The organism is Bacillus cereus G9842, from assembly GCF_000021305.1.
Lineage (GTDB): Bacteria > Bacillota > Bacilli > Bacillales > Bacillaceae_G > Bacillus_A > Bacillus_A thuringiensis_S.
In genome coordinates, this window is record NC_011772.1 from 3,002,635 (window position 1) to 3,022,168 (window position 19,534).

Here is a 19,534-nt window from a genome sequence, read left to right on the forward strand (position 1 = left end):
TTTTAATATATGCACCACATCAGTCGTTCATTCTTAATGCTCACTTCGACTTCACGAAGTAATATAAAAACCATACTGCATGATTTTGTTCATCCGCAGCTATTCTCCGCAACAACTCTTTCAGATGTGCATCCGATGTCTCATCTGAAATTTCCAAATAAAAATCTACTGTTTTTTGTTCATCTTGTATAGCGAACTCTAATCCTTGTAAATACGTATTTGGGCAGTCTTCAGTAATTTGCGGTTTTGGCTGCCTACCAGTTAAACTCGTATAAATTTGTACAAAGTTGTGGAAATGCTTTATTTCATCATTACGAATTTCAAGAATTTGTTTTTGTTCTACTTGATTTGGAGCCATATTCGCTAATTTTGCATAGCAGCTTATAGCGCTATACTCTCCGTTTATAGCTTTTTCAATATCACTAATCAACTTATCATTTTGTCTATACCAATCATAATAATTCGAATTATACATCGTATCCCTCCATACTTTCGCTTAACATTTTATGCATTTAGAAATAGTAGGAGCCTGTGTATATAACGGGACGACTTTAGATTGAAAGTAAAGTTTGAGAAAAGGGTCTATTTTGCAAAGGAATTGCTTATTCATAAAGTGAAACTATAATCAATGGGGATTTTACTACACGGCAAATAGCGGATAAAATATCACTATTTTTTTGTACGCTGTTGCTATAAATTCGCGAATGAATCAGGTTTCCAACCAGATGTGGTGTTGAGATGCGAAGCTATTATGAATCCAGTCATATAACTAGGAGGTACCACTATGCCATCTTTATTTAAACCTATGGCCTTCCAGCTGAAAACCGAAAGACTTGAGCTTAGTATGTGGGAGGAATCCGATTCCGTTTGGCTGAGCAAATTAATTGGCGAACGTGGTGTGGACATTCCAGCCGTTGATTCCGTTCGTAACCGGCTCATTGAGATGCGCAAGAAGGCAGAGGAAAATGGCATTTCCCTTCTCACTATTCGAAGGCGCAATGAAGGCGATTTCATCGGATACTGCGGCTTAATTATCGGTCGTTCCACACTTGAAGAGCCGGAGATTGCATACGAGTTGTTCCGCAGCGCCCATGGTAAAGGTTATGCAACTGAGGCGGCATCCGTTATACTGGACGCTGCGATTGCTACTGGGCGCCATAGACTTTGGTCGACTGTAGGCGCTTGGAATATCGCTTCACTCCGGGTACTAGAAAAGATAGGATTTAAGCGTCATCACAGTACGTGGGATGATGAACGTGGTGAGATTGTTTGGAACGTACGCGATTTTTAGAGATTCCGACTTAATTCTAAGGCGACAACAGCAGATACTCATTCTTCAGCTTTTAGATTTCATCACAAAAAAGCCGTTTCACTAATTTAGTGAAACGGCTTTTTTTAAGCGTTCAATTCTGTTTTATGCCCTTTTACTACACTACGTTTGAATGTAGTTGCTAATATAGTAACCATACTTACTATACCAATCCAAACGAGTACAGTAACAGGTGTATTCCAGCTTAATCCTTTTCCGAAGAAGAAGATTTCTCTTAGGCCTTCAATCATAAATTTCATTGGTAACCATGAGTAAACCCAGTCTTGATAAAACGGAGACAACATCTCAGGTGCTAACGATAATAACGGCGCCCCGAAGAATAGTAATAAAGCGAATAAACCGATTCCTTTTAGCCCAACTAATGAAAGTACCGCAGATATCATTAAGAAGAAACTAAAAGAAGTAATAGATAAGAATAGAGCTGTATCCGTGAAGTTCGAAATATTTAACCCTACCATCCCATCTGCAATCCATGTAAGACCAAACCCAATTACAAGTGTCGCAATAGCTCCTGTTACGATTTGTTTTACTTTTAACAGAAAGTTTTCTTTTCTTGAGCTTACTGGCATTTTACTAATCGCAATAAAAATAATCGCTGCACTAGCTAAACTTGCAATCCATAACGGTTGGAACAATGATATTGGTGAGTTACCGTTCGCACTATTTTTGCCGACCTCATTCACATTTTTCACGTTCTTTACAATAGGTGTTACTAATTTCTCAGCTTGGTCTGTTGTTACAGTAGCTCCTTTTGTTTTCAACCCTTCTAATATTTGTGTACGGACATTATTGTTCATATTATCAACGATCGCCTGTAATATTTGCCCTACCATAGTTGATGCAGCCGTATTCATTCCTTGATTAATATATATTTCTATCTCAGGTGAAGATGGCTGTGGTGTTCGTAACGATGCTTGTTTTGCACTAAATTCTTTCGGAATGACTAACGCTGCATAATACTCTTTATTATTTAGCCCTTTTTGAACTGCTTCCTTATTCTTCACTTCTACCCACTTTACCGCAGGTTCTTCATCTGATTTCGATGATTTTTTCACCGTATCAACAATTGTTTGCCCCATATTCATTTTCGGTTGATTTGGAATTTCTACACCTTGATCCTCATTTACAATTGCAATTGGCAAGTTTTTCGGCTGCGGTTGAACAGTTGGAAATAACGTTAATGAAAAAATAAAAACAACAAGCAGTGCAATAACTGGTGATAAAAATAAAAGTTTATTTTTAAACATTTTCTTTTTTCCTCCTTTAATTTGATTTATAATAATCAACAACGTGTTGTTTATTTATATTTTGAATTATATGTTCGAGTTGAACCATATACAATAATCAAAAATCGGGAATGTGTCGGTTATAAGACACATTTTCTAAATGTGTTGAGTAAAATTAAGGAGGGACATGCGTTGCGCGATAGCAATTTAGATTTGCGTGTTGTTCGTACGAAAACCGCCATACGAAATGCATTGGTGGAGCTAATTGAAGAAAAAGGTTTTGACGCCATTACAGTGAAAGATATTACTACGAAAGCAAACATTAATCGCGGTACTTTCTATGCGCACTATCAAGATAAATTTGATTTAATGACAAAATGCCAAGAAGACATTATGTACGAGTTTTCTAAAATTGCCAAACAGAAATTCCCGGAAGTTATTGCTGATCTTGGAACAAATCCTTCTCCAACAATGCCATTTATACTTATCACTTCTATTCTTGAATTTCTAAATGAAAATAGTGATTTTATGAGAGCTGTGCTTAGCCCAAATGGAGATTTATCTTTCCAAACAAAACTGAAAGATTTTATGTGGAAAACATTATTTGAAGATACGAATGGTCCTCTCATTAATAAGGAAAATTTACTTGTTCCAAGCGAATACTTAACTTCTTATATGGCATCTGCACATATAGGTGTCATACAGCAATGGTTAAATAATGGACAAAAAGAAACACCTGAGGAGATTGCTCGCTTTTTATCAACTATTGCAGTTCATGGACCTTTTTATGCGGCTGGTTTAAAGAAATAAGTCAGCTATATAATAAAAGAGCATCCACTATAATAGTGGATGCTCTTTTACTTACAACACTTCAATATACCCTTCTGTTCCATGTATCCGAATTCGTTGACCGTCTTTTATTCGTTTCGTAGCATTCTCTACTCCGACGACTGCTGGTAATCCATACTCACGTGCAATTACTGCTCCGTGCGTCATAAGCCCACCGACTTCTGTTACTAACCCTTTTATAGAAACAAACAAAGGTGTCCAGCCAGGATCGGTAAATGCCGTAACTAATATATCTCCCTCTTCCAAATTCGCGTCTTCCATATTTAAAATAACGCGTGCTCTCCCCTCAATCACTCCAGAAGAAACAGGCAAACCTACTATTGCTTCAGCTGGGAGATTTTCTCGTTTATATTTACCTGTAATGATTTCTCCATCAGACGTCATAACTCGCGGCGGCGTTAGTTTTTCATATAATTTGTACTCATTTTTTTGCTTATGAATAAGCTCGTAATCTAGTTTATTTGTGCGGACGACTTCGTGAAGTTCTTCAAAAGTTAAGTAGTATATATCATCGACTTCATGAATGACCCCGCTCTGCACAAGTTGCTTAGCTTCTTTCAATAACGCCTGCTTATATATAAAATAACGATTAATCATGCCGTATTTTGGATATTCACGATAACCGATACAATTACGGATGTTGCGAATCATTCGCTTCGTTTCTTCTACTTTTTGTTTTCCATCCGGCAAGTCTTGTAATCGATCTACTAACTCTTCTTCTTTTTTCAAAGCTTCCTGTAGTCCTTCTTCAAACTTTCGCTTACTAGCGCCAGCTTCAAAGTCTCTTATATTATTTAAAATCATCGGGATAATGATTGTTGGCTTTTCACTCCAGCGCGTTTTCGTAATGTCGATTTCTCCGCTGCATCTCATTCCATATTTGCTTAGAAACGCCTCGATTGCATCCCGAACTTTTTCCCCGCCTTTAAACTGAACTAATTCATCTAAAAAGCTGTCATCTTCTACATGCTGTAAATACGCAATGACTTCTGGATACGGCCGAATCACATCTGCAACATCTAATAATGCTAAACCCATTTCTGAAGTAATATTATTTTGTACGGATTGAGAAAGTGTATCTGCTGCATTTTTTTCACCTAGCCATTGCTCCATCTTTTCATTCATCCATGTTGAAGCATTCATACCAGCCATAATAACAGCTATACTTTGCGGGTTAAATAATACTTTCTTTAATTGCTGGATGTCTTGCAAAATAAAATCAAATACATCCACACCTGATTTCGTTTGCATGTTTCGTTTTAACTCTTCGATTGATTCTTGACTATTCTGTATTAAATTCGTAACGATTGCCGTATTATTTTCGATTTCTGTTTGCGAACTTGCAGGTTGCTTACTTTTACTAGCACTCTTTCCTTTTTCATCATCCGGTAACAATTGAATAAAATCATCTCGCTCGATTATAGTCGTTAATGCATCTCTTACGAGTGGATCCGATTTTCCTAAAGTGTTTATTAAGTAATCTCTGCTAGCAGGTAAAGCTAATTGTTGCGTAGCATCAACAAATAACCTGCCTCCCGCTTTACGCATAGGTGCACTAGTCGTTAACAAGAAAAAAGATAACCCAAGTGGTTTCATCGCATCGGTCATCATTTGTTGGTGACCAACCGATATATACACATGATTTTCCCCATCATTTACTCCTGGAATTGGATATAAAGTCGTAATCGGCCTGCTTTGGACTATATAAAATGTATCATCAACTAAACACCATTCAATATCTTGCGGACAACCAAAATAAACTTCGATTTGTCTTCCGATGCGTGCTAGTTGTAAAATTTGTTGTTCAGTAAGTGTTTGAACTTTTTGCTGATTAGGAGCAATTTTCTTTGTCTCTGTTCCGCCTTCTTTTCGTCCATAGATGGCTAATTTTTTCGTTGCGATGACCTTTCCGACGATTTCATCTTCTTTTACCTTATAATTATCGGCAGAAACCAATCCAGATACTAGCGCCTCGCCAAGTCCAAAGCTGGCATCGATTGACAACACCTTCCTATTCGAAGTAATCGGATCGGCAGTAAATAAAATCCCTGAAGCCACAGGGAAAACCATTTTTTGAACGACAACACATATAGAAACTTGATTATGATCAAAAACGTTTTGCATTCGGTATATAACCGCTCGATCTGTAAATAAAGAAGCCCAGCATTTTTTAATATGCTGCAAAATGCTTTCTTTTCCAATAATATTTAAATACGTATCTTGTTGACCAGCAAACGAGGCATATGGTAAATCTTCAGCAGTAGCACTCGAACGCACTGCATACGCATGTTCATCGCCAAAGCGAGAGAGATGATGAGCTACTGATTCCACTACATCAACTGGAATTTCCACCGCCATAATGACTTCTCTAATCTTCTTACTAATTTCACAAATTTGATCTCGTTCCTCAATTTTTAGCATCGTTAGCTGCTGCAACAAAATTTGAAGCCCTTCATTTTGCTCGATGGCCTTTTCATACCCTATCGTTGTAACACAAAATCCTTCTGGCACTTGTATCCCTTGAATGTTGGATAACTCCCCTAAATTCAAACCTTTTCCACCGACAAGTGAAAGGTACGTGTTTTCTATTTCCTGAAAATCGAGAACGAAAGAACTCATGTAACATCTCTCCTTACTTTACTTGTGTTCTTGATTGTATCAGTAGTAAATGAGAAGAAACAGTCTATTTCGAACTTGATTTACATGATATAATTAAGTTAGGAAGAGATAATCTTTTTTATTTATCCCCTCGAATTCACTTCAATTATATCTCCAAACTTAAACATTCTTTGATTACGAAAAGCATCGGTACAAGTAATCGTCTTATTTAATGGATTTATATCAGCTACTGTTATGTAATTTTTGTATAAACTTACATTATAATATCCAGATGAATCTTTTATTAACTCGTAATCCCTCCTCAAAAAATAGTAGAAACTACAATTGTAAAATCAATATTTCCTGTTTGCACTTTATATAAATTGATATGAATCTCTCTTAATTCTAGGACTAAATTATTGTTTTTTAATCCCACATTAATTCTTTTCTCAAATTCGCCAAAATGAATTTTCAAGATTAGGGAACTATAATGTCGTATTAAAATATATTAAGGGGGAGAAAAATTGGACAATGAAATGAATTATGGAAGTGATTACAAGTTTATTCCAGCAACTTCAATTGAAAGTGGTCATGGCATTGAAGTATTGCCTGATTTATTTTGTTACACGATTCAAATCGTCAATATATGCTTTGCTGGAAATCCTGAGACCAATGATTTTGTTTTAGTTGATGCTGGAATGCCTAAATGTGCAAATAAAATTATCTCTATCGCTGAGGATCGATTTGGTACCAATAGTCGCCCAAAAGCCATTATTTTAACTCACGGCCATTTTGATCATGTTGGGGGAATAATTGAACTCATCAAGTATTGGGATGTTCCCGTCTATGCACATCAGATGGAGATACCGTTCCTGACCGGACAACAAAGCTATCCAGAACCAGACCCTACAGTTGAAGGTGGTATGGTAGCAAAAATGTCTCCTCTGTTCCCAAACGAACCAATTGACTTAGGAAATAACGTAAAAGCGCTACCTACCGATGGAACTGTTCCCCATATGCCAGAGTTTAGATGGATTCATACACCAGGACATACTCCAGGGCATATTTCATTATTCCGAGAAAAAGAACGAACTTTAATTGCTGGGGACGCTTTTGTTACAGTGAAACAGGAGTATCTGTATAAAGTAATAACTCAAGAACAGGAAATAAGCGGTCCGCCTCGTTATTTAACAACAGACTGGAAAGCCGCTAAAGAGTCAGTTATTAAGCTAGAGAAGTTAAAGCCTCTAACCGCTGTTACTGGACATGGGATACCGATGTCGGGTGAATTGCTATCAACAAGCCTCAAAACACTCGTTCAAGAATTTGATAAAATCGCTTTACCCGATTATGGAAAATATGTAGACTAAAAGATACATTAAGCATGAAAATAATTTTTATTCTTATATTTAAGAAACAAAATCAAAACGGAAAAAATTATTAAGTTTAATAAAAAACACTGTACTTAGGCAACATCTCTATTATTAGAATAGAACTACGCCTTGTGAATAAAACTCGATATTCCTCAAATACTATCTGTAGTATAAGCCCGCTTCTTACCCAGGTTGTACTTCTTACCATTAAAGGTTGATTAAAATGGGTTACGCTATATAGATAGCATAACCCGTTTTTAATGAAATCTTTTATTCCATATACGTTTAAATAATGGAGGAAAATGATGAAACATATTGTTGCTTTATTAATTAAATACACAGCGATAACTGCAGTATTACTTATCGTACTCAGTATCTTTCAAGGCATTTCAATTCCTAGAGTATTACTCATTTCTCTTTTCTTAACAGGGGCTGCCTATTTAATCGGCGATCTCTTCATTTTACCTAAATACGGAAATATGATTGCTACAATTGCAGATTTCGGCTTAACTTTTTTCGGAATTTGGTTACTAACATACTTATTCACTAATTTAGACACTACTCGTAATATTGGACTTTCTTCATTTATAGCCGCTTTAATTATTGGTGGAACAGAAATTTTCTTCCACATTTATATGAAGAGACTAGTGCTGCGTAACGACGATGAATTAAGAAATCACAAGCATATTCATCATGATAAATATGCTATGGAAATGTCAGATGAATATATGGATTCTTCTACAATAAATAAATCCAAAATTGGGGATACATCTAAAAAATAAAAAAGTGGCCAATGCCACTTTTTTATTTTTGGTTATTAAGCTTGATCAGAGTTTCTTACATGTAACGGTGGTGGAACTACCCACCCTTTTTTCTTACTTAAACGCAGCAAAGTTACACCTGCTTGCGCTTTTTTCATATGAAATTGTCCGAATAACATCCCTACATCTTCTCGAAGACATTTTCCCATCACTTGACTACATGTCACAAGTCCAGCTGCTAATCCTGTAGAAACAGCTGCTGCTATTTCAGCATCATTAATACGTGCCCCTGGGGGAATGTCTTCGATAGATGCAACTGGTCGTTCTGGAGGAGCAGGCGGTAAAGCTACGCCATTAACCTTTAAAAGAGTTTTTAACTCTTCTATTTCCGAGTTCATATCATTTTCAATTAAGCTTTCTAAAAACTTCTTCAAATCTTCGTCACCTGTGTGATTCATAAACACTTGATGGCTTGCGATTCCACCTTGTGCAGCTAGAAGATAACTCCAAATATCAAATACTTCTCCGTAATGTAACGGTTCATTTTGAGGATTTCCACTTAAAATACCCATTTTTAAATTCCTCCCTTTCGAAAATATCATAATCAATATTGATTTCAATATTGAAATCAAATTTTTAAGTATGCTTTTTCCTGCAAAAGATTTTCTATTATGCATGGAAAACACCTTTCCAACACTGCGTGTTTATTGTTTAGGAAAGTAGTTTACAAATTAAATACTCAAAGATTATGAAAGAAGATTATCAATAATCTTTGAGTGAGAATCCATTTACTATAAGGGTTTTTATTTTTATACATATACAAAAGAAATTGATTTACATATCTGCTATATTGTATGCCAATTTACTTAGCGGTTAGCTCTACCACCAAGTTGTTGTTCAGCCATTGCTACTAAACGTTTTGTAATTTCACCACCAACAGATCCGTTTGAACGAGCTGTTGTATCTGCACCAAGTTGTACACCAAACTCTTGTGCAATTTCATATTTCATTTGATCAAGGGCCTGTTCAGCACCTCCAACTAACAATTCATTACGACTTCCACTATTATTGTTTGCCATATTGTTTCACCTCCGATGTTTTTAATATGCTACAAATTATGAAATAATAATTATCCTTTTTGTGGGAATTAGATTATGAATAAAAATTGATTTTTTTCTTAAAGTAGGGCAAAACATATAAGAAAGAATAACTGATATAACATACTTTCATAACAACACTATGTATACTTCCTAATTCCCTTCAGTAAATAAAAGAAAGATTTCTATTTCACCAAGAGATTAAATAAAATTATGTTTTGAGACATAATCCAAAAGGAGATATGAGATGAAAGCTGTAACCTATCAAGGACCAAATCAAGTACAAGTTAAACAAGTTGATGATGCAAAGTTAGAGAAAAAAGATGATATTATTGTAAGAATTACTTCAACCGCTATTTGCGGTTCTGATTTACATTTATATCAAGGTAACATGCCCTTACCTCAAGGATACATTATCGGCCATGAACCAATGGGAATCGTTGAAGAAGTCGGGCCAGATGTCACTAAAGTGAAAAAAGGCGATCGTGTTGTCATCCCCTTCAACGTTTCTTGTGGACATTGTTTCTATTGCCAACATGAAATGGAAAGTCAATGTGATAACTCAAACCCTCATTACGATTCTGGTGGATACTTTGGTTATACGGAGAAATTTGGTAATCATCCAGGCGGACAAGCAGAATATTTAAAAGTTCCTTTTGGAAATTTCACTCCATTTGTTATACCGGAATCATGCGATCTTGAAGATGAATCCCTACTATTTTTATCAGATGTTTTACCAACAGCCTATTGGAGTGTAATAAACGCAGGCGTTAAACCAGGTGATACCGTTATCGTCCTTGGTTGTGGACCTGTTGGATTAATGACACAAAAATTTGCCTGGATGCAAGGTGCTAAGCGCGTAATAGCAGTGGATTACTTAGATTATCGAATGAATTACGCAAAAAAGATTAACAATGTTGAGGTATTTGAGTTTACAAAATTTCCAGATATGGGAGAACATTTAAAGGAAATTACACATGGCGGTGCCGATGTAGTCATTGATTGCGTGGGAATGGATGGAAAAAAATCGCCTCTAGAATTTCTGGAACAAAAATTGAAACTACAAGGCGGAACTCTCGGCCCTATTCAAATCGCTACGAAAGCCGTAAGGAAATATGGAACGGTTCAAATGACTGGCGTTTATGGTGGCAATTATAATGCATTTCCACTCGGGGCATTTTGGGTTAGAAATATTAATCTTAAAATGGGACAAGCACCTGTCATTCATTTTATGCCGGAACTATTTAAAAAAATAACAAATAAAGAATTTGATCCAAAAGAGATTATTACACACAAAATCCCCCTTGAAGAAGCGAGCTACGGTTATCAAATTTTTAATAATCGTGAAGATGATTGTATAAAAGTCATTCTGAAGCCTTGAAGCTACAATTCATTATTCTTAATGAAAAGATAAGTATCTATCCCCTATTTTCATCTCACATCTAAAATAGTTATTTTCAAAAACTTTGCATTTTGAGTTAATAAATAATTGGTAAAAACATGAATTAAAGTATTAAGCAACCAAATAGCGGACACGATAACAATGTTAACTAACTTAAAAGAGGTGTACTTCATGTTTTATTATAAAGAGGAAATAATTAATATGATTAAGCCGGATAAACCAGACCCAGCTGCTGCAAAAGTTTTACAAGAAATATTAGGCGGGCATTATGGGGAAATGCGTACAATGATGCAATATTTCTTCCAAAGCTCAAATTTTAGAGGTAAAGAGAAGCAATATCGCGATTTACTTCGAGGTGTTTTTTTAGAGGAAATAAGCCATGTAGAACTTGTACAACATACAATTAATCAGCTACTAACTGGATCTGGTGAACCTACGCCAGGAAATGCTGGTATTGACAAAGCACCGCTTGATGAAGCGGTTAAACATGCAAACCCTCACCACTTTATTGTAGGTGCTCAAAGTTCATTGCCTGTTGATGCGGCTGGAAATCCGTGGAATGGATCTTGGGTATATAGTCATGGAAACTTAATTAGCGATTTACTAGATAATGTCGTACTTGAATCTACAGGCGTACTTCAAAAGACTAGAATTTATGAAATGAGTTCTAATCAAACATTTAGAGAAACTCTTGCATTTTTAATTGTACGTGATAATGCACATCAAAATGCTTTCGCAAAAGCTTTAGAGACATTGGGTGTTGAATGGGGAAAACTCTTCCCTGTGCCGAACTATGATATTAATAAATACCCAGAGTGCAGAAAGTATGTAGACATGGGATTCCATAACGCACAATTTAATTTTAGCTTAGATCCAACAAGAATGGGAGAAATATTCCAAGGTGAATCACCAAGTAGAAACAAAGGAACATTAGCAGTAACTGACCCGCCAAAAGGTTTTCCTGTACCAGAACTTCCTGAAATGCCAAATGAGCATAGTCCTGGATTAAAAGATATGGGTCTTTAAGATCATTATGGCCAACTATTGATTCATGGTTGGTCATAGTTATTTATAAAGATTCATGTAAACTTGTTGTTAACATGATAGGATGTTTTAATAAATCCTCTTTATTTAAAAGTGATGTTGATTATATTGCTGCTCCTCTTAATTTTGTTTCTATGAACCATTAAACGCCACTGTATACTTACTTATAATCTCTCTACCTCTATTCACGTATAACATCCTTATATTGTAAACAAAGAGGAGGGACTTCTCCCCCCTCTTCTTTTAATTTTTCTTTAAAAGAGTTGCTCCTGCAATCCCTGGGTGTGTCATTTCGAATGGATCTAGAATTAATTCTAAGTCTTCTTGTGACAGTACACCATTTTTCACACAAAGTTCTCGAACGGATTGCCCTGTCGCGATTGCTTCTTTCGCAACGCGAGCTGCTGCTTCATAACCGATATGAGGGTTCACGGCTGTAATAATTCCTACACTTTTCTCAACATACTCTTTTAAGCGATCTTCATTCGCTTCAATTCCTTTTAAGCAATTATCTGTAAAGGCACGGAAACCGTTATTCATAATGCTAATCGATTGCAGTAAGTTGAAAACAAGTACTGGTTCCATAACGTTTAATTCTAATTGTCCTGCTTCTGAAGCAAGGCAAATTGTATGGTCATTACCAATTACTTGGAACGCAATTTGATTAATTACTTCTGGCATAACAGGGTTTACTTTCCCTGGCATAATAGAAGAACCTGGTTGGCGAGCTGGTAACATAATTTCAGCTAAACCAACACGAGGACCTGATGCCATTAAGCGAAGGTCATTCGCAATTTTAGACATATTCATCATACATACTTTCAGTGCTGCAGATACTTCAGTATACGCATCCGTATTTTGCGTCGCATCTACTAAATCTTCTGCACCGACAAGCGGGAGTTCACTAATTGCAGCTAAATGTTTTACAACTGCTTCAATATATTCTGGATCTGCATTTAAGCCTGTACCAACTGCAGTTGCCCCCATATTTACTTCATATAAGTGTTGACGCGATTGTTGAATACGTTTCATATCACGTTCAAGTACGCGAGAATATGCTTTAAATTCTTGTCCAAGACGAATTGGCACAGCGTCTTGTAAATGTGTACGACCCATTTTAATCACATGGTCGAACTGTTCTGCTTTTAATTCAAATATATCGTGCATATAACCCATCGTTTGTAATAAGCCTTCTAATGCGTTTAATGTTGCAATATGAATCGCCGTTGGGAATGCATCATTTGTTGATTGCGCCATGTTTACATGACTATTTGGACTAATATAATGATAGTCTCCCTTTTCCATCCCTAATAATTCAAGAGCACGATTGGCCATGACTTCATTTGCATTCATGTTCATTGAAGTACCCGCTCCGCCTTGGATTGGATCTACGATGAAATGATCATGCCATTTTCCATCAAGAATTTCTTGAGCAGCTTCTGCGATGGCACCGCCCTTGTTTAATTCCAATCTTCCTACATCTGTATTGGCAAGCGCTGCAGCTTTTTTTACAACTGCGAACGCTTTAATTAAACTTTCATGAATTTTATACCCTGTAATCGGGAAATTTTCAACAGCGCGTAAAGTTTGAATTCCGTAATATGCCTCAATAGGTAATTCCTTTCCTCCCAAAAAATCATTCTCCACTCGCACGTTCTTGTTTGTCATTGCCATTTTAATTTCTCCCCCATATTAAATGTAAAACCTAAATAAATCATATGAAGTCATTACCAATCCTTATCAGATTTTATTGTTAAATCGTAGGCTAAAGGCTCTTCAATAATTTTTTTAATCTCTTCTAATTTATTAGTTTTCCCAAGCGCCCACATCAATTTTGCTATGATGGCTTCCGTATTCATATCTCCAGATAATATTACTTGATGTTGTGCCACTTTCCGTCCTACTTCATAGAGAAGTATGTCTTCTCCTTCTTCCAGGCATTGAGTAGTAATCACTACAGCAATCCCCATTTCAGTCAACTCTTGAATTTTCGAAAGCAAGTTCCTTCCTTCAAAAGGTAATCCACCGTTACCAAAACTTTCAATAATAACCCCTTTATACAAATCTTTTAAACAATCAAATATCTCTGGTTTTGTACCTGGATACAATTTCATAAGAAAAACATCCGTACATAAATTAGTATTTATTGAAAGTTCATTATGGGAGGACTTTGGCTTCCAATGATATTTCAGTTCATCTTCATTTACCTCAGCAACATATGGATAATTCACACTTTCAAATGCATCATAACTTTTTGTTCGCATTTTAACTGCTCTCGTCCCAATAATCACCCTACTATCAAAAACAATAAACACACCCCCAACATCCTCACAGGCAAATCTAAGAGCATCAGCTACATTTTTCTTTGCGTCTGTCTTTTTAAAACTAATAGGTACTTGTGAACCTGTTAAAACAACTGGTTTTCTTAAACCTTGAAGCATATAAGATAACGCGGAAGATGTATAAGCTAACGTATCCGTTCCATGTGTAATCACAAACCCGTCATAGTCATCATAGTGATTAAAAACAGCATTAGCTATTTCTTTCCAGTGCTCAGGTTGCATATTGGTACTATCAATATTCATTAAGATTTTGCAATCTATTTCTAAGTTTCGAGAAGACTTCGAAAAATAATTCAATAATTCCTCAGCGGACAATCCTGGAACAAGCCCCTCATTCCCCTCCACAGATGCAATTGTCCCACCAGTTGCAAGTAATAAAATTTTCTTCATACACAACCCCTCCATAAAATAAACAACGATATATCGTTCGCGTAATGCGTATTTATATTTATCATTATAGAACTTAATTTGAATTAATCAAGATTTTGTATTCAATACGCGTACTTTTTTTCTATTCTTGATTCTTTTTCTATGTTATAATTAATTTAATAAAATTAGATGGGGTATGAGACGAATGCTGGAACGTTTATCTAAATTAAGAAAAAATCAAAAATGGTCCTTACAAGAGACAGCAGATCGACTTGGGATTGCGAAAAGCACCTATGCCGGGTATGAAAATGGTTATAGATTACCTTCATTACAATCTTTATCAAAAATAGCCGATTTATTTGATACATCTGTAGATTATATATTAGGTCGAATTGAACATTCACATCAAAACAAAGATGTAATTGATATTACAAGACTCCTAAACGATCCAGATCCAACACTTTTAATAGATGGAGAAGCACTGTCAACAGAAGAGATAATAGATTTTATTGCTTTTGTGAGAAGTAAACGAGAACTAAGTTCCAAGAGAATAGAAAATATTGAACCAACATGTAAAAGTTGATTCAATAAAAAACGAAGACACTGTACTCTTTAAACTTAGAAATACTTAGACAATTAATTTGCAAACGGTTTATATAATGAATTCTTAGCAGCTGGCCTCATTCGGGGACTTATACTTGGAAATAATCCCATTGGTTATATGATTCAATTATTTTTCATCATTTGTGTAGTGGTAGCAGCTATTTTCGGAGGTTTCACATCCAATAAATCAATTATCATGAAACAAGGATTTCTCGCTATTTTAGCGTTGCTTGCCCTTTTATCTGTCATATAGAACTAAAGCTTTTCAATAAAGGAACTCACTTTTGAAGAATACGCCATTCTTTCTGTAGATTTATAAGAAAGAATGGCGTTTTTGTATGTCTATTTCTGTATCGAAAGAATTTGAAAGTATAACAGAATTAACAAGAATTAGCAAAGTAGATAAAGTAGATAAAGTACTATAATCATGAAAGAATCAAGGAAAAATAAAAGGAAATGAATCCAGTATTGTACTAGGCTCATTCCCTAGAGACTACTTAATAAACCGACCTTTCTAACTTTCGGGGGCACAGTCTAGTTGAAGTGCTACAACTACTTTAAAGTTAAGTGTTTAACCTTGAAGTACTTAATTCTTTTTTCCAGACAAAGCATACATTATATCTTGATGCTTTGTCCTCTTATAATTATGTGGTATCGGGAATTTGTTTCGGTGTTCTTTTATTATAATTATGATTACTATAAGTGATAAAGCTACAGGTATAAAAACGATTAACAAAGCATCTTAATGTTTATGAAATTCTTTGTTAATCGTTTCTCTTCTCCCTAATCTCCTGCGAGACTATATTTTTTCATTAAAATTCCCCATATCTTATTTGATTTATTCTGTAACACCAGATTGGGTTACTTTTACATCAGCTGTTACACGAAAACGTAAATGTTTATAGGATTCTTCCCATTCTTGACTGTTCCATTTTCTTACGTGAGTTCTACCAAGCTTTCTAAGTCCTATAGGATCTGTGTCTTTTTTAATAAATCTCTTTATCAATGTAGTTGCTTTTTTCTCTATTTCTTTTTCCATAATTTTTTCTAATTTTTTTATTTCTTTAGGATTATCTAGATTTTTTGTTTTTGTAAATTCTTGAATTTCAGCTTTAACTTGAATATGAGCATTTACGAATGGATGCTTACTATTCCCCTCCATCTTATATTTTGTTCTAGCTTTTATATTCTCTATCGTGGCGTAAGTATTTGGGGAACCAGGTAGTTTGAATTGGTATGTACCTTGTTTAAAATTATCTGTCAACAATTTAAATACAAATAAATCTTTAGGGTTTACTTTATCAACCATTTTACATCTTTTAAAAAGTGCTATTCCATCTAACTCCAACACATTACCTTTTTTAGATATTATCGGTAAATATGAATCTCTCGCATCATCATTAAGTTGGTTTAAAAACATAAAAAAATTTGTTTTTGGCTGCGTTCCATTATCCATATTTTGCTCCAGTAAAGAGGATAGATAGGAAGCAATTTCTTTTTCTTCAGAATAGTTCCCCTTTAATAGTGATTCCCCTTTTACATTTGTAATTGCTAAATAAATTGCATTTCCTACACTAGGATTTCGATTCAAAGTCTCTAAAATTTCCTGCATTCCCTTTTCAATTATTTTTTCATTAAATATAATAACACGCAATTGCCCCAACTCTAGAGGTCCAGAAGATTTTTCGGATGCTCTTGCAAGAACTTCTCTACCAGTCTGGCCTGATGCTGAATAGATTTTCGTTTCACCTTCCCCGCCTCCTTTATAAGCTGAAATCGCAAAGGTTCCTTTTAGCTTACCTTTTGCTTCGGTATCATATGCCGCAACTTGAACTAAGTCAATGTCATCCACAATTTTCGTTTTAGCACAACCTATTAAGAAGACACTTACTATAAGGAAAAGTATCCATCGCTTCATGTTTATCTCCTTAACTTTATTTTGGCGGTTTGAATTAGCCATAGTACAGGTAGGTATACATATATATATATAAAGCCCATTTGACCTGTCCAAGTATTTAATAAGTTAATTTTATTACGGTTATTCAAGAAAAATGATAAAACAAAGATGAATAGGATGATAACTGGCAAAACATATTTTTGCTTTATTCCCAGTGCCTCTTTTATACCACGACTTACTCCCCATAATGTAAAGGAAACATTGGGTAATATAAAAAAAGCCCAAACAGAAACAATAATGTATTCAAACCGCTCTATAAAGGGAAATTGTATAATTTTAATCATGCTTAAATATGCCCATATCGCACTCGCTAGTTGTTTTTCACTAAAAAACGCAAGAGTTAAAATCATAAGGTATGTGTAGACAATAGTCGTTACTAAATTTGCATAGTGCGCATATTTTTGAGACGTTTTTGCCTTTTTAATAAATGGGTAGTACAGCAATAACATTTCAAATCCAAAAAAACTAAACATATTTCCTTTCATTCCTTTCATAATTTCTAGGAATGAATGCTGTGCAATTGGAAATAAATTTCGGAAATCTGCATACTGCAAAGGATAAAAAAATGTGAAGATTAGAATGCTTGGGATAACGATTCCAAAGAAACCGATTCCGGCAACTACACGAAATCCTCCAGTAACAATGTAATAGCATAAACCCAAAAAAGCCCCAGCTATAACCCAAGATGAAATAGAAGGAAACATCCAAACATGTACTACTTCGATATAAGTATGTAGTGTTGTTGCACCTAACAATACAATATAGGATAAAAAAATGAAGTTGAATATTCCACCAATCCATTTTCCAAGTACGTTTTGATTGATTGCAATGATGTCTCCATTACCCTGATTTAAAATCTGATATATGATCCAAATCATAAGATTAACAGATATTCCAAAAAGTAGCGTGCTAATCCACGCATCATTTCCAACTAATTTTGCACTAATCCTTTCAAAACCAAGCATACCAACCCCCATCTGTATAGTAATAATTAAAAAAAATACCATATATGGAGAGACTTGATACTCAATTGGGATCTGTTTCATAATGCTCCTCCCTGTTAAATTCAATCATCAAAATCATTTCTTGATAGTATTTTATTTTTCTCTACCTCTTCTGGATTAAAGCGAAAACGCTGTTTAGACCTTGAAAAAATAGGACGTCGAAACATCGCTGAAATCGGCATACGTACAATACTGTCTTTCCAATCTGTAAGGCGTGTAGGATAAAAAGGAAACAAATAAGGACGTCTTAATGATTCTGTACGTAATAAACGTGCTAAAAGCAAAGAGCTTGTTAAAACAATTCCTAATAAACCCAACAGGTGTGCGGCGATTATAAAAGGAAAACGAATTACTCGAATTGTATTACCAATTCGATATATTGGTGCTGTAAATGAGCTAAGGGCTGAAAGTGCAACAATGATAATAAGTACATTACTTGTAAGACTTGCCTCTACCGATGCCTGTCCAATTACAATACCACCTACTATACCGACAGTTAGACCCACTTTAGTTGGTAAACGTGCCCCCGCTTCTCTCAGTAATTCAATCGTTATTTCTAAAAAAAGTGCTTCAATAACTGGAGGAAAAGGTACTTTACTTCTCGATATGATTAACGTTTCAAGAAGTTCTCTCGGAATTAGCTCGTAATGATATGTTAAAATTGCAACATATAATGGAGTTGTTAAGACAGAAAAAATAAAAGCAAAAAGCCTTAGCAGTCGAAAAAAGGAGGAAATAATCCAAGGCATGGTGTAATCTTCTGTCGTAGAAAAAAAGTCAATTAATGTTGTTGGAAGAGTGATAGCATAAGGCGAGCCATCTACAAAAAGTGCAATTTTCCCTTCTGCTAATACAGCTGCCACACGGTCCGGACGTTCTGTATTCAAAAATTGAGGGAATATAGAATTCGGGTTGTCTGCAATTAACTGCATCAAATAAGTACTATCCAAAACATGGTCTGTTTTTATTTGACTTACCCTTTTTATAATTTCTTGTAGATTTTGATCATTTACAATTCCCTCAATAAATACAATCGCAACAGTTGTGTTAGAGAGAGATCCTACTTTCAATTCTTTCATTTGTAAATAAGGTGTTGGAAGCTTTCTACGTACTAAATTTAAATTTACATCTAAATCTTCGACAAATGCGATTTGCGGACCCACAATATTGTATTCAATTTCGGCTTTTGTAATATCCCTTTTTTCTTTCTTTGACACATTTACTAACAAACAATTTAATTTATCTGTATCGAACTGAATCAGTATATAGCCATTTAAAATACTATCCTGAATATCTTCCATTTGATTTGTTATTTTTGAATTCTCAAAAGGTAAGACAGAGTGAATATCTTGTAACGAATCGAAGCTCTTCTCTTTTATATAAGTCAAAACCTCTTCATGAAATATATTTACATCGATTAATGTTCTAAAATATGAAATGACTATAGAGGAATTATTAGAAGCAATTTCCAACGTTATAAAATCTTTAGATTTTTTTAGTAATTTCATTAAATCCTGCAAAGATTCTATAGAGTAAACAGATATTCTTTCATGTGGTTTCAATTGATAATACCCTTCCT

General features: G+C 35.0%; 17 protein-coding genes and 1 pseudogene. 8 read left to right on the forward strand and 10 right to left on the reverse strand.

Features of this window, described 5'->3' with window-relative positions:
- Positions 1-40 precede the first annotated feature (40 nt).
- Positions 41-475, reverse strand: coding sequence for a ferritin-like domain-containing protein (locus BCG9842_RS15175; RefSeq protein WP_000282834.1), 435 nt, complete (start codon positions 473-475; stop codon positions 41-43).
- Positions 476-784: 309 nt separating this feature from the next.
- Between BCG9842_RS15175 and BCG9842_RS15180 the strand changes: the two genes are divergently transcribed.
- Positions 785-1,291, forward strand: a complete 507-nt coding sequence (locus BCG9842_RS15180; protein WP_001139517.1) for a GNAT family N-acetyltransferase — start codon at positions 785-787, stop codon at positions 1,289-1,291.
- 104 nt (positions 1,292-1,395) lie between these two features.
- Here the strand turns inward: BCG9842_RS15180 and BCG9842_RS15185 are convergent, their stop codons facing one another.
- Complete coding sequence (locus BCG9842_RS15185) at positions 1,396-2,577, reverse strand: YhgE/Pip domain-containing protein (RefSeq protein WP_000475847.1); 1,182 nt, start codon at positions 2,575-2,577, stop codon at positions 1,396-1,398.
- A gap of 171 nt (positions 2,578-2,748) precedes the next feature.
- Between BCG9842_RS15185 and BCG9842_RS15190 the strand changes: the two genes are divergently transcribed.
- Complete coding sequence (locus tag BCG9842_RS15190) at positions 2,749-3,366, forward strand: TetR/AcrR family transcriptional regulator (RefSeq protein ID WP_001205690.1); 618 nt, start codon at positions 2,749-2,751, stop codon at positions 3,364-3,366.
- A gap of 51 nt (positions 3,367-3,417) precedes the next feature.
- On the opposite strand, the gene ppsA is transcribed toward BCG9842_RS15190, so the two are convergent.
- Positions 3,418-6,024, reverse strand: a complete 2,607-nt coding sequence (gene ppsA / locus BCG9842_RS15195) for a phosphoenolpyruvate synthase (RefSeq protein ID WP_000094220.1) — start codon at positions 6,022-6,024, stop codon at positions 3,418-3,420.
- A gap of 503 nt (positions 6,025-6,527) precedes the next feature.
- Here ppsA and BCG9842_RS15200 point away from each other — a divergent pair.
- Complete coding sequence (locus BCG9842_RS15200) at positions 6,528-7,373, forward strand: MBL fold metallo-hydrolase (RefSeq protein WP_000368266.1); 846 nt, start codon at positions 6,528-6,530, stop codon at positions 7,371-7,373.
- A gap of 308 nt (positions 7,374-7,681) precedes the next feature.
- Entirely contained in the window at positions 7,682-8,158 is a 477-nt protein-coding gene (locus BCG9842_RS15205; protein WP_000680680.1) for a YndM family protein, read from the forward strand.
- A 35-nt stretch (positions 8,159-8,193) separates the two neighbouring features.
- On the opposite strand, the gene BCG9842_RS15210 is transcribed toward BCG9842_RS15205, so the two are convergent.
- Together BCG9842_RS15210 and sasP are read right to left on the reverse strand one after the other, a co-directional pair.
- Entirely contained in the window at positions 8,194-8,709 is a 516-nt protein-coding gene (locus BCG9842_RS15210; protein WP_000512140.1) for a DUF3231 family protein, read from the reverse strand.
- 294 nt (positions 8,710-9,003) lie between these two features.
- A complete protein-coding gene (sasP, locus tag BCG9842_RS15215) occupies positions 9,004-9,216 on the reverse strand; it encodes a small acid-soluble spore protein, SasP family (RefSeq protein WP_000002835.1) in 213 nt (70 codons plus the stop codon).
- Positions 9,217-9,481: 265 nt separating this feature from the next.
- On the opposite strand from sasP, the gene BCG9842_RS15220 reads away from it, so the two are divergent.
- Together BCG9842_RS15220 and BCG9842_RS15225 are read left to right on the forward strand one after the other, a co-directional pair.
- Entirely contained in the window at positions 9,482-10,615 is a 1,134-nt protein-coding gene (locus BCG9842_RS15220) for a zinc-dependent alcohol dehydrogenase (protein WP_000649089.1), read from the forward strand.
- A 192-nt stretch (positions 10,616-10,807) separates the two neighbouring features.
- Positions 10,808-11,662 carry a manganese catalase family protein gene (locus tag BCG9842_RS15225; protein ID WP_000500336.1) on the forward strand — a complete coding sequence of 285 codons (855 nt, stop codon included), beginning with the start codon at positions 10,808-10,810 and terminating at the stop codon, positions 11,660-11,662.
- A 261-nt stretch (positions 11,663-11,923) separates the two neighbouring features.
- Here the strand turns inward: BCG9842_RS15225 and aspA are convergent, their stop codons facing one another.
- Both aspA and ansA read right to left on the reverse strand, forming a co-directional pair.
- Entirely contained in the window at positions 11,924-13,354 is a 1,431-nt protein-coding gene (gene aspA, locus BCG9842_RS15230) for an aspartate ammonia-lyase (RefSeq protein WP_001251916.1), read from the reverse strand.
- Between the two features lie 53 nt (positions 13,355-13,407).
- Positions 13,408-14,412, reverse strand: coding sequence for an asparaginase (gene ansA / locus BCG9842_RS15235; protein WP_000722294.1), 1,005 nt, complete (start codon positions 14,410-14,412; stop codon positions 13,408-13,410).
- Between the two features lie 184 nt (positions 14,413-14,596).
- On the opposite strand from ansA, the gene ansR reads away from it, so the two are divergent.
- Positions 14,597-14,974: an HTH-type transcriptional regulator AnsR gene (gene ansR / locus BCG9842_RS15240; RefSeq protein WP_000893569.1), complete on the forward strand. Its 378-nt coding sequence runs from the start codon at positions 14,597-14,599 to the stop codon at positions 14,972-14,974.
- Positions 14,975-15,031: 57 nt separating this feature from the next.
- Positions 15,032-15,247: pseudogene (locus BCG9842_RS29940) on the forward strand (DUF1304 domain-containing protein); the annotation flags it as partial.
- Between the two features lie 585 nt (positions 15,248-15,832).
- Here BCG9842_RS29940 and BCG9842_RS15245 read toward each other — a convergent pair.
- The 3 genes from BCG9842_RS15245 to BCG9842_RS15255 are packed head-to-tail and all read right to left on the reverse strand — an operon-like array spanning position 15,833 to position 19,517.
- Complete coding sequence (locus BCG9842_RS15245) at positions 15,833-16,912, reverse strand: Ger(x)C family spore germination protein (RefSeq protein WP_000832876.1); 1,080 nt, start codon at positions 16,910-16,912, stop codon at positions 15,833-15,835.
- A gap of 2 nt (positions 16,913-16,914) precedes the next feature.
- Positions 16,915-17,997 carry a GerAB/ArcD/ProY family transporter gene (locus BCG9842_RS15250; RefSeq protein ID WP_000809703.1) on the reverse strand — a complete coding sequence of 361 codons (1,083 nt, stop codon included), beginning with the start codon at positions 17,995-17,997 and terminating at the stop codon, positions 16,915-16,917.
- Between the two features lie 20 nt (positions 17,998-18,017).
- On the reverse strand, positions 18,018-19,517 hold the full coding sequence (locus BCG9842_RS15255; RefSeq protein ID WP_000802307.1) for a spore germination protein: 1,500 nt from the start codon (positions 19,515-19,517) through the stop codon (positions 18,018-18,020).
- Positions 19,518-19,534 lie beyond the last annotated feature (17 nt).

What these genes read in the sequence shown, in the direction of transcription:
- BCG9842_RS15175 (WP_000282834.1), bottom strand. Translation starts at nt 475, where the DNA reads ATGTATAATTCGAATTATTATGATTGGTATAGACAAAATGATAAGTTG.
- BCG9842_RS15180 (WP_001139517.1), top strand. Translation starts at nt 785, where the DNA reads ATGCCATCTTTATTTAAACCTATGGCCTTCCAGCTGAAAACCGAAAGA.
- BCG9842_RS15185 (WP_000475847.1), bottom strand. Translation starts at nt 2,577, where the DNA reads ATGTTTAAAAATAAACTTTTATTTTTATCACCAGTTATTGCACTGCTT.
- ppsA (WP_000094220.1), bottom strand. Translation starts at nt 6,024, where the DNA reads ATGAGTTCTTTCGTTCTCGATTTTCAGGAAATAGAAAACACGTACCTT.
- BCG9842_RS15205 (WP_000680680.1), top strand. Translation starts at nt 7,682, where the DNA reads ATGAAACATATTGTTGCTTTATTAATTAAATACACAGCGATAACTGCA.
- BCG9842_RS15210 (WP_000512140.1), bottom strand. Translation starts at nt 8,709, where the DNA reads ATGGGTATTTTAAGTGGAAATCCTCAAAATGAACCGTTACATTACGGA.
- sasP (WP_000002835.1), bottom strand. Translation starts at nt 9,216, where the DNA reads ATGGCAAACAATAATAGTGGAAGTCGTAATGAATTGTTAGTTGGAGGT.
- BCG9842_RS15220 (WP_000649089.1), top strand. Translation starts at nt 9,482, where the DNA reads ATGAAAGCTGTAACCTATCAAGGACCAAATCAAGTACAAGTTAAACAA.
- BCG9842_RS15225 (WP_000500336.1), top strand. Translation starts at nt 10,808, where the DNA reads ATGTTTTATTATAAAGAGGAAATAATTAATATGATTAAGCCGGATAAA.
- aspA (WP_001251916.1), bottom strand. Translation starts at nt 13,354, where the DNA reads ATGGCAATGACAAACAAGAACGTGCGAGTGGAGAATGATTTTTTGGGA.
- ansA (WP_000722294.1), bottom strand. Translation starts at nt 14,412, where the DNA reads ATGAAGAAAATTTTATTACTTGCAACTGGTGGGACAATTGCATCTGTG.
- ansR (WP_000893569.1), top strand. Translation starts at nt 14,597, where the DNA reads ATGCTGGAACGTTTATCTAAATTAAGAAAAAATCAAAAATGGTCCTTA.
- BCG9842_RS15245 (WP_000832876.1), bottom strand. Translation starts at nt 16,912, where the DNA reads ATGAAGCGATGGATACTTTTCCTTATAGTAAGTGTCTTCTTAATAGGT.
- BCG9842_RS15250 (WP_000809703.1), bottom strand. Translation starts at nt 17,997, where the DNA reads ATGAAACAGATCCCAATTGAGTATCAAGTCTCTCCATATATGGTATTT.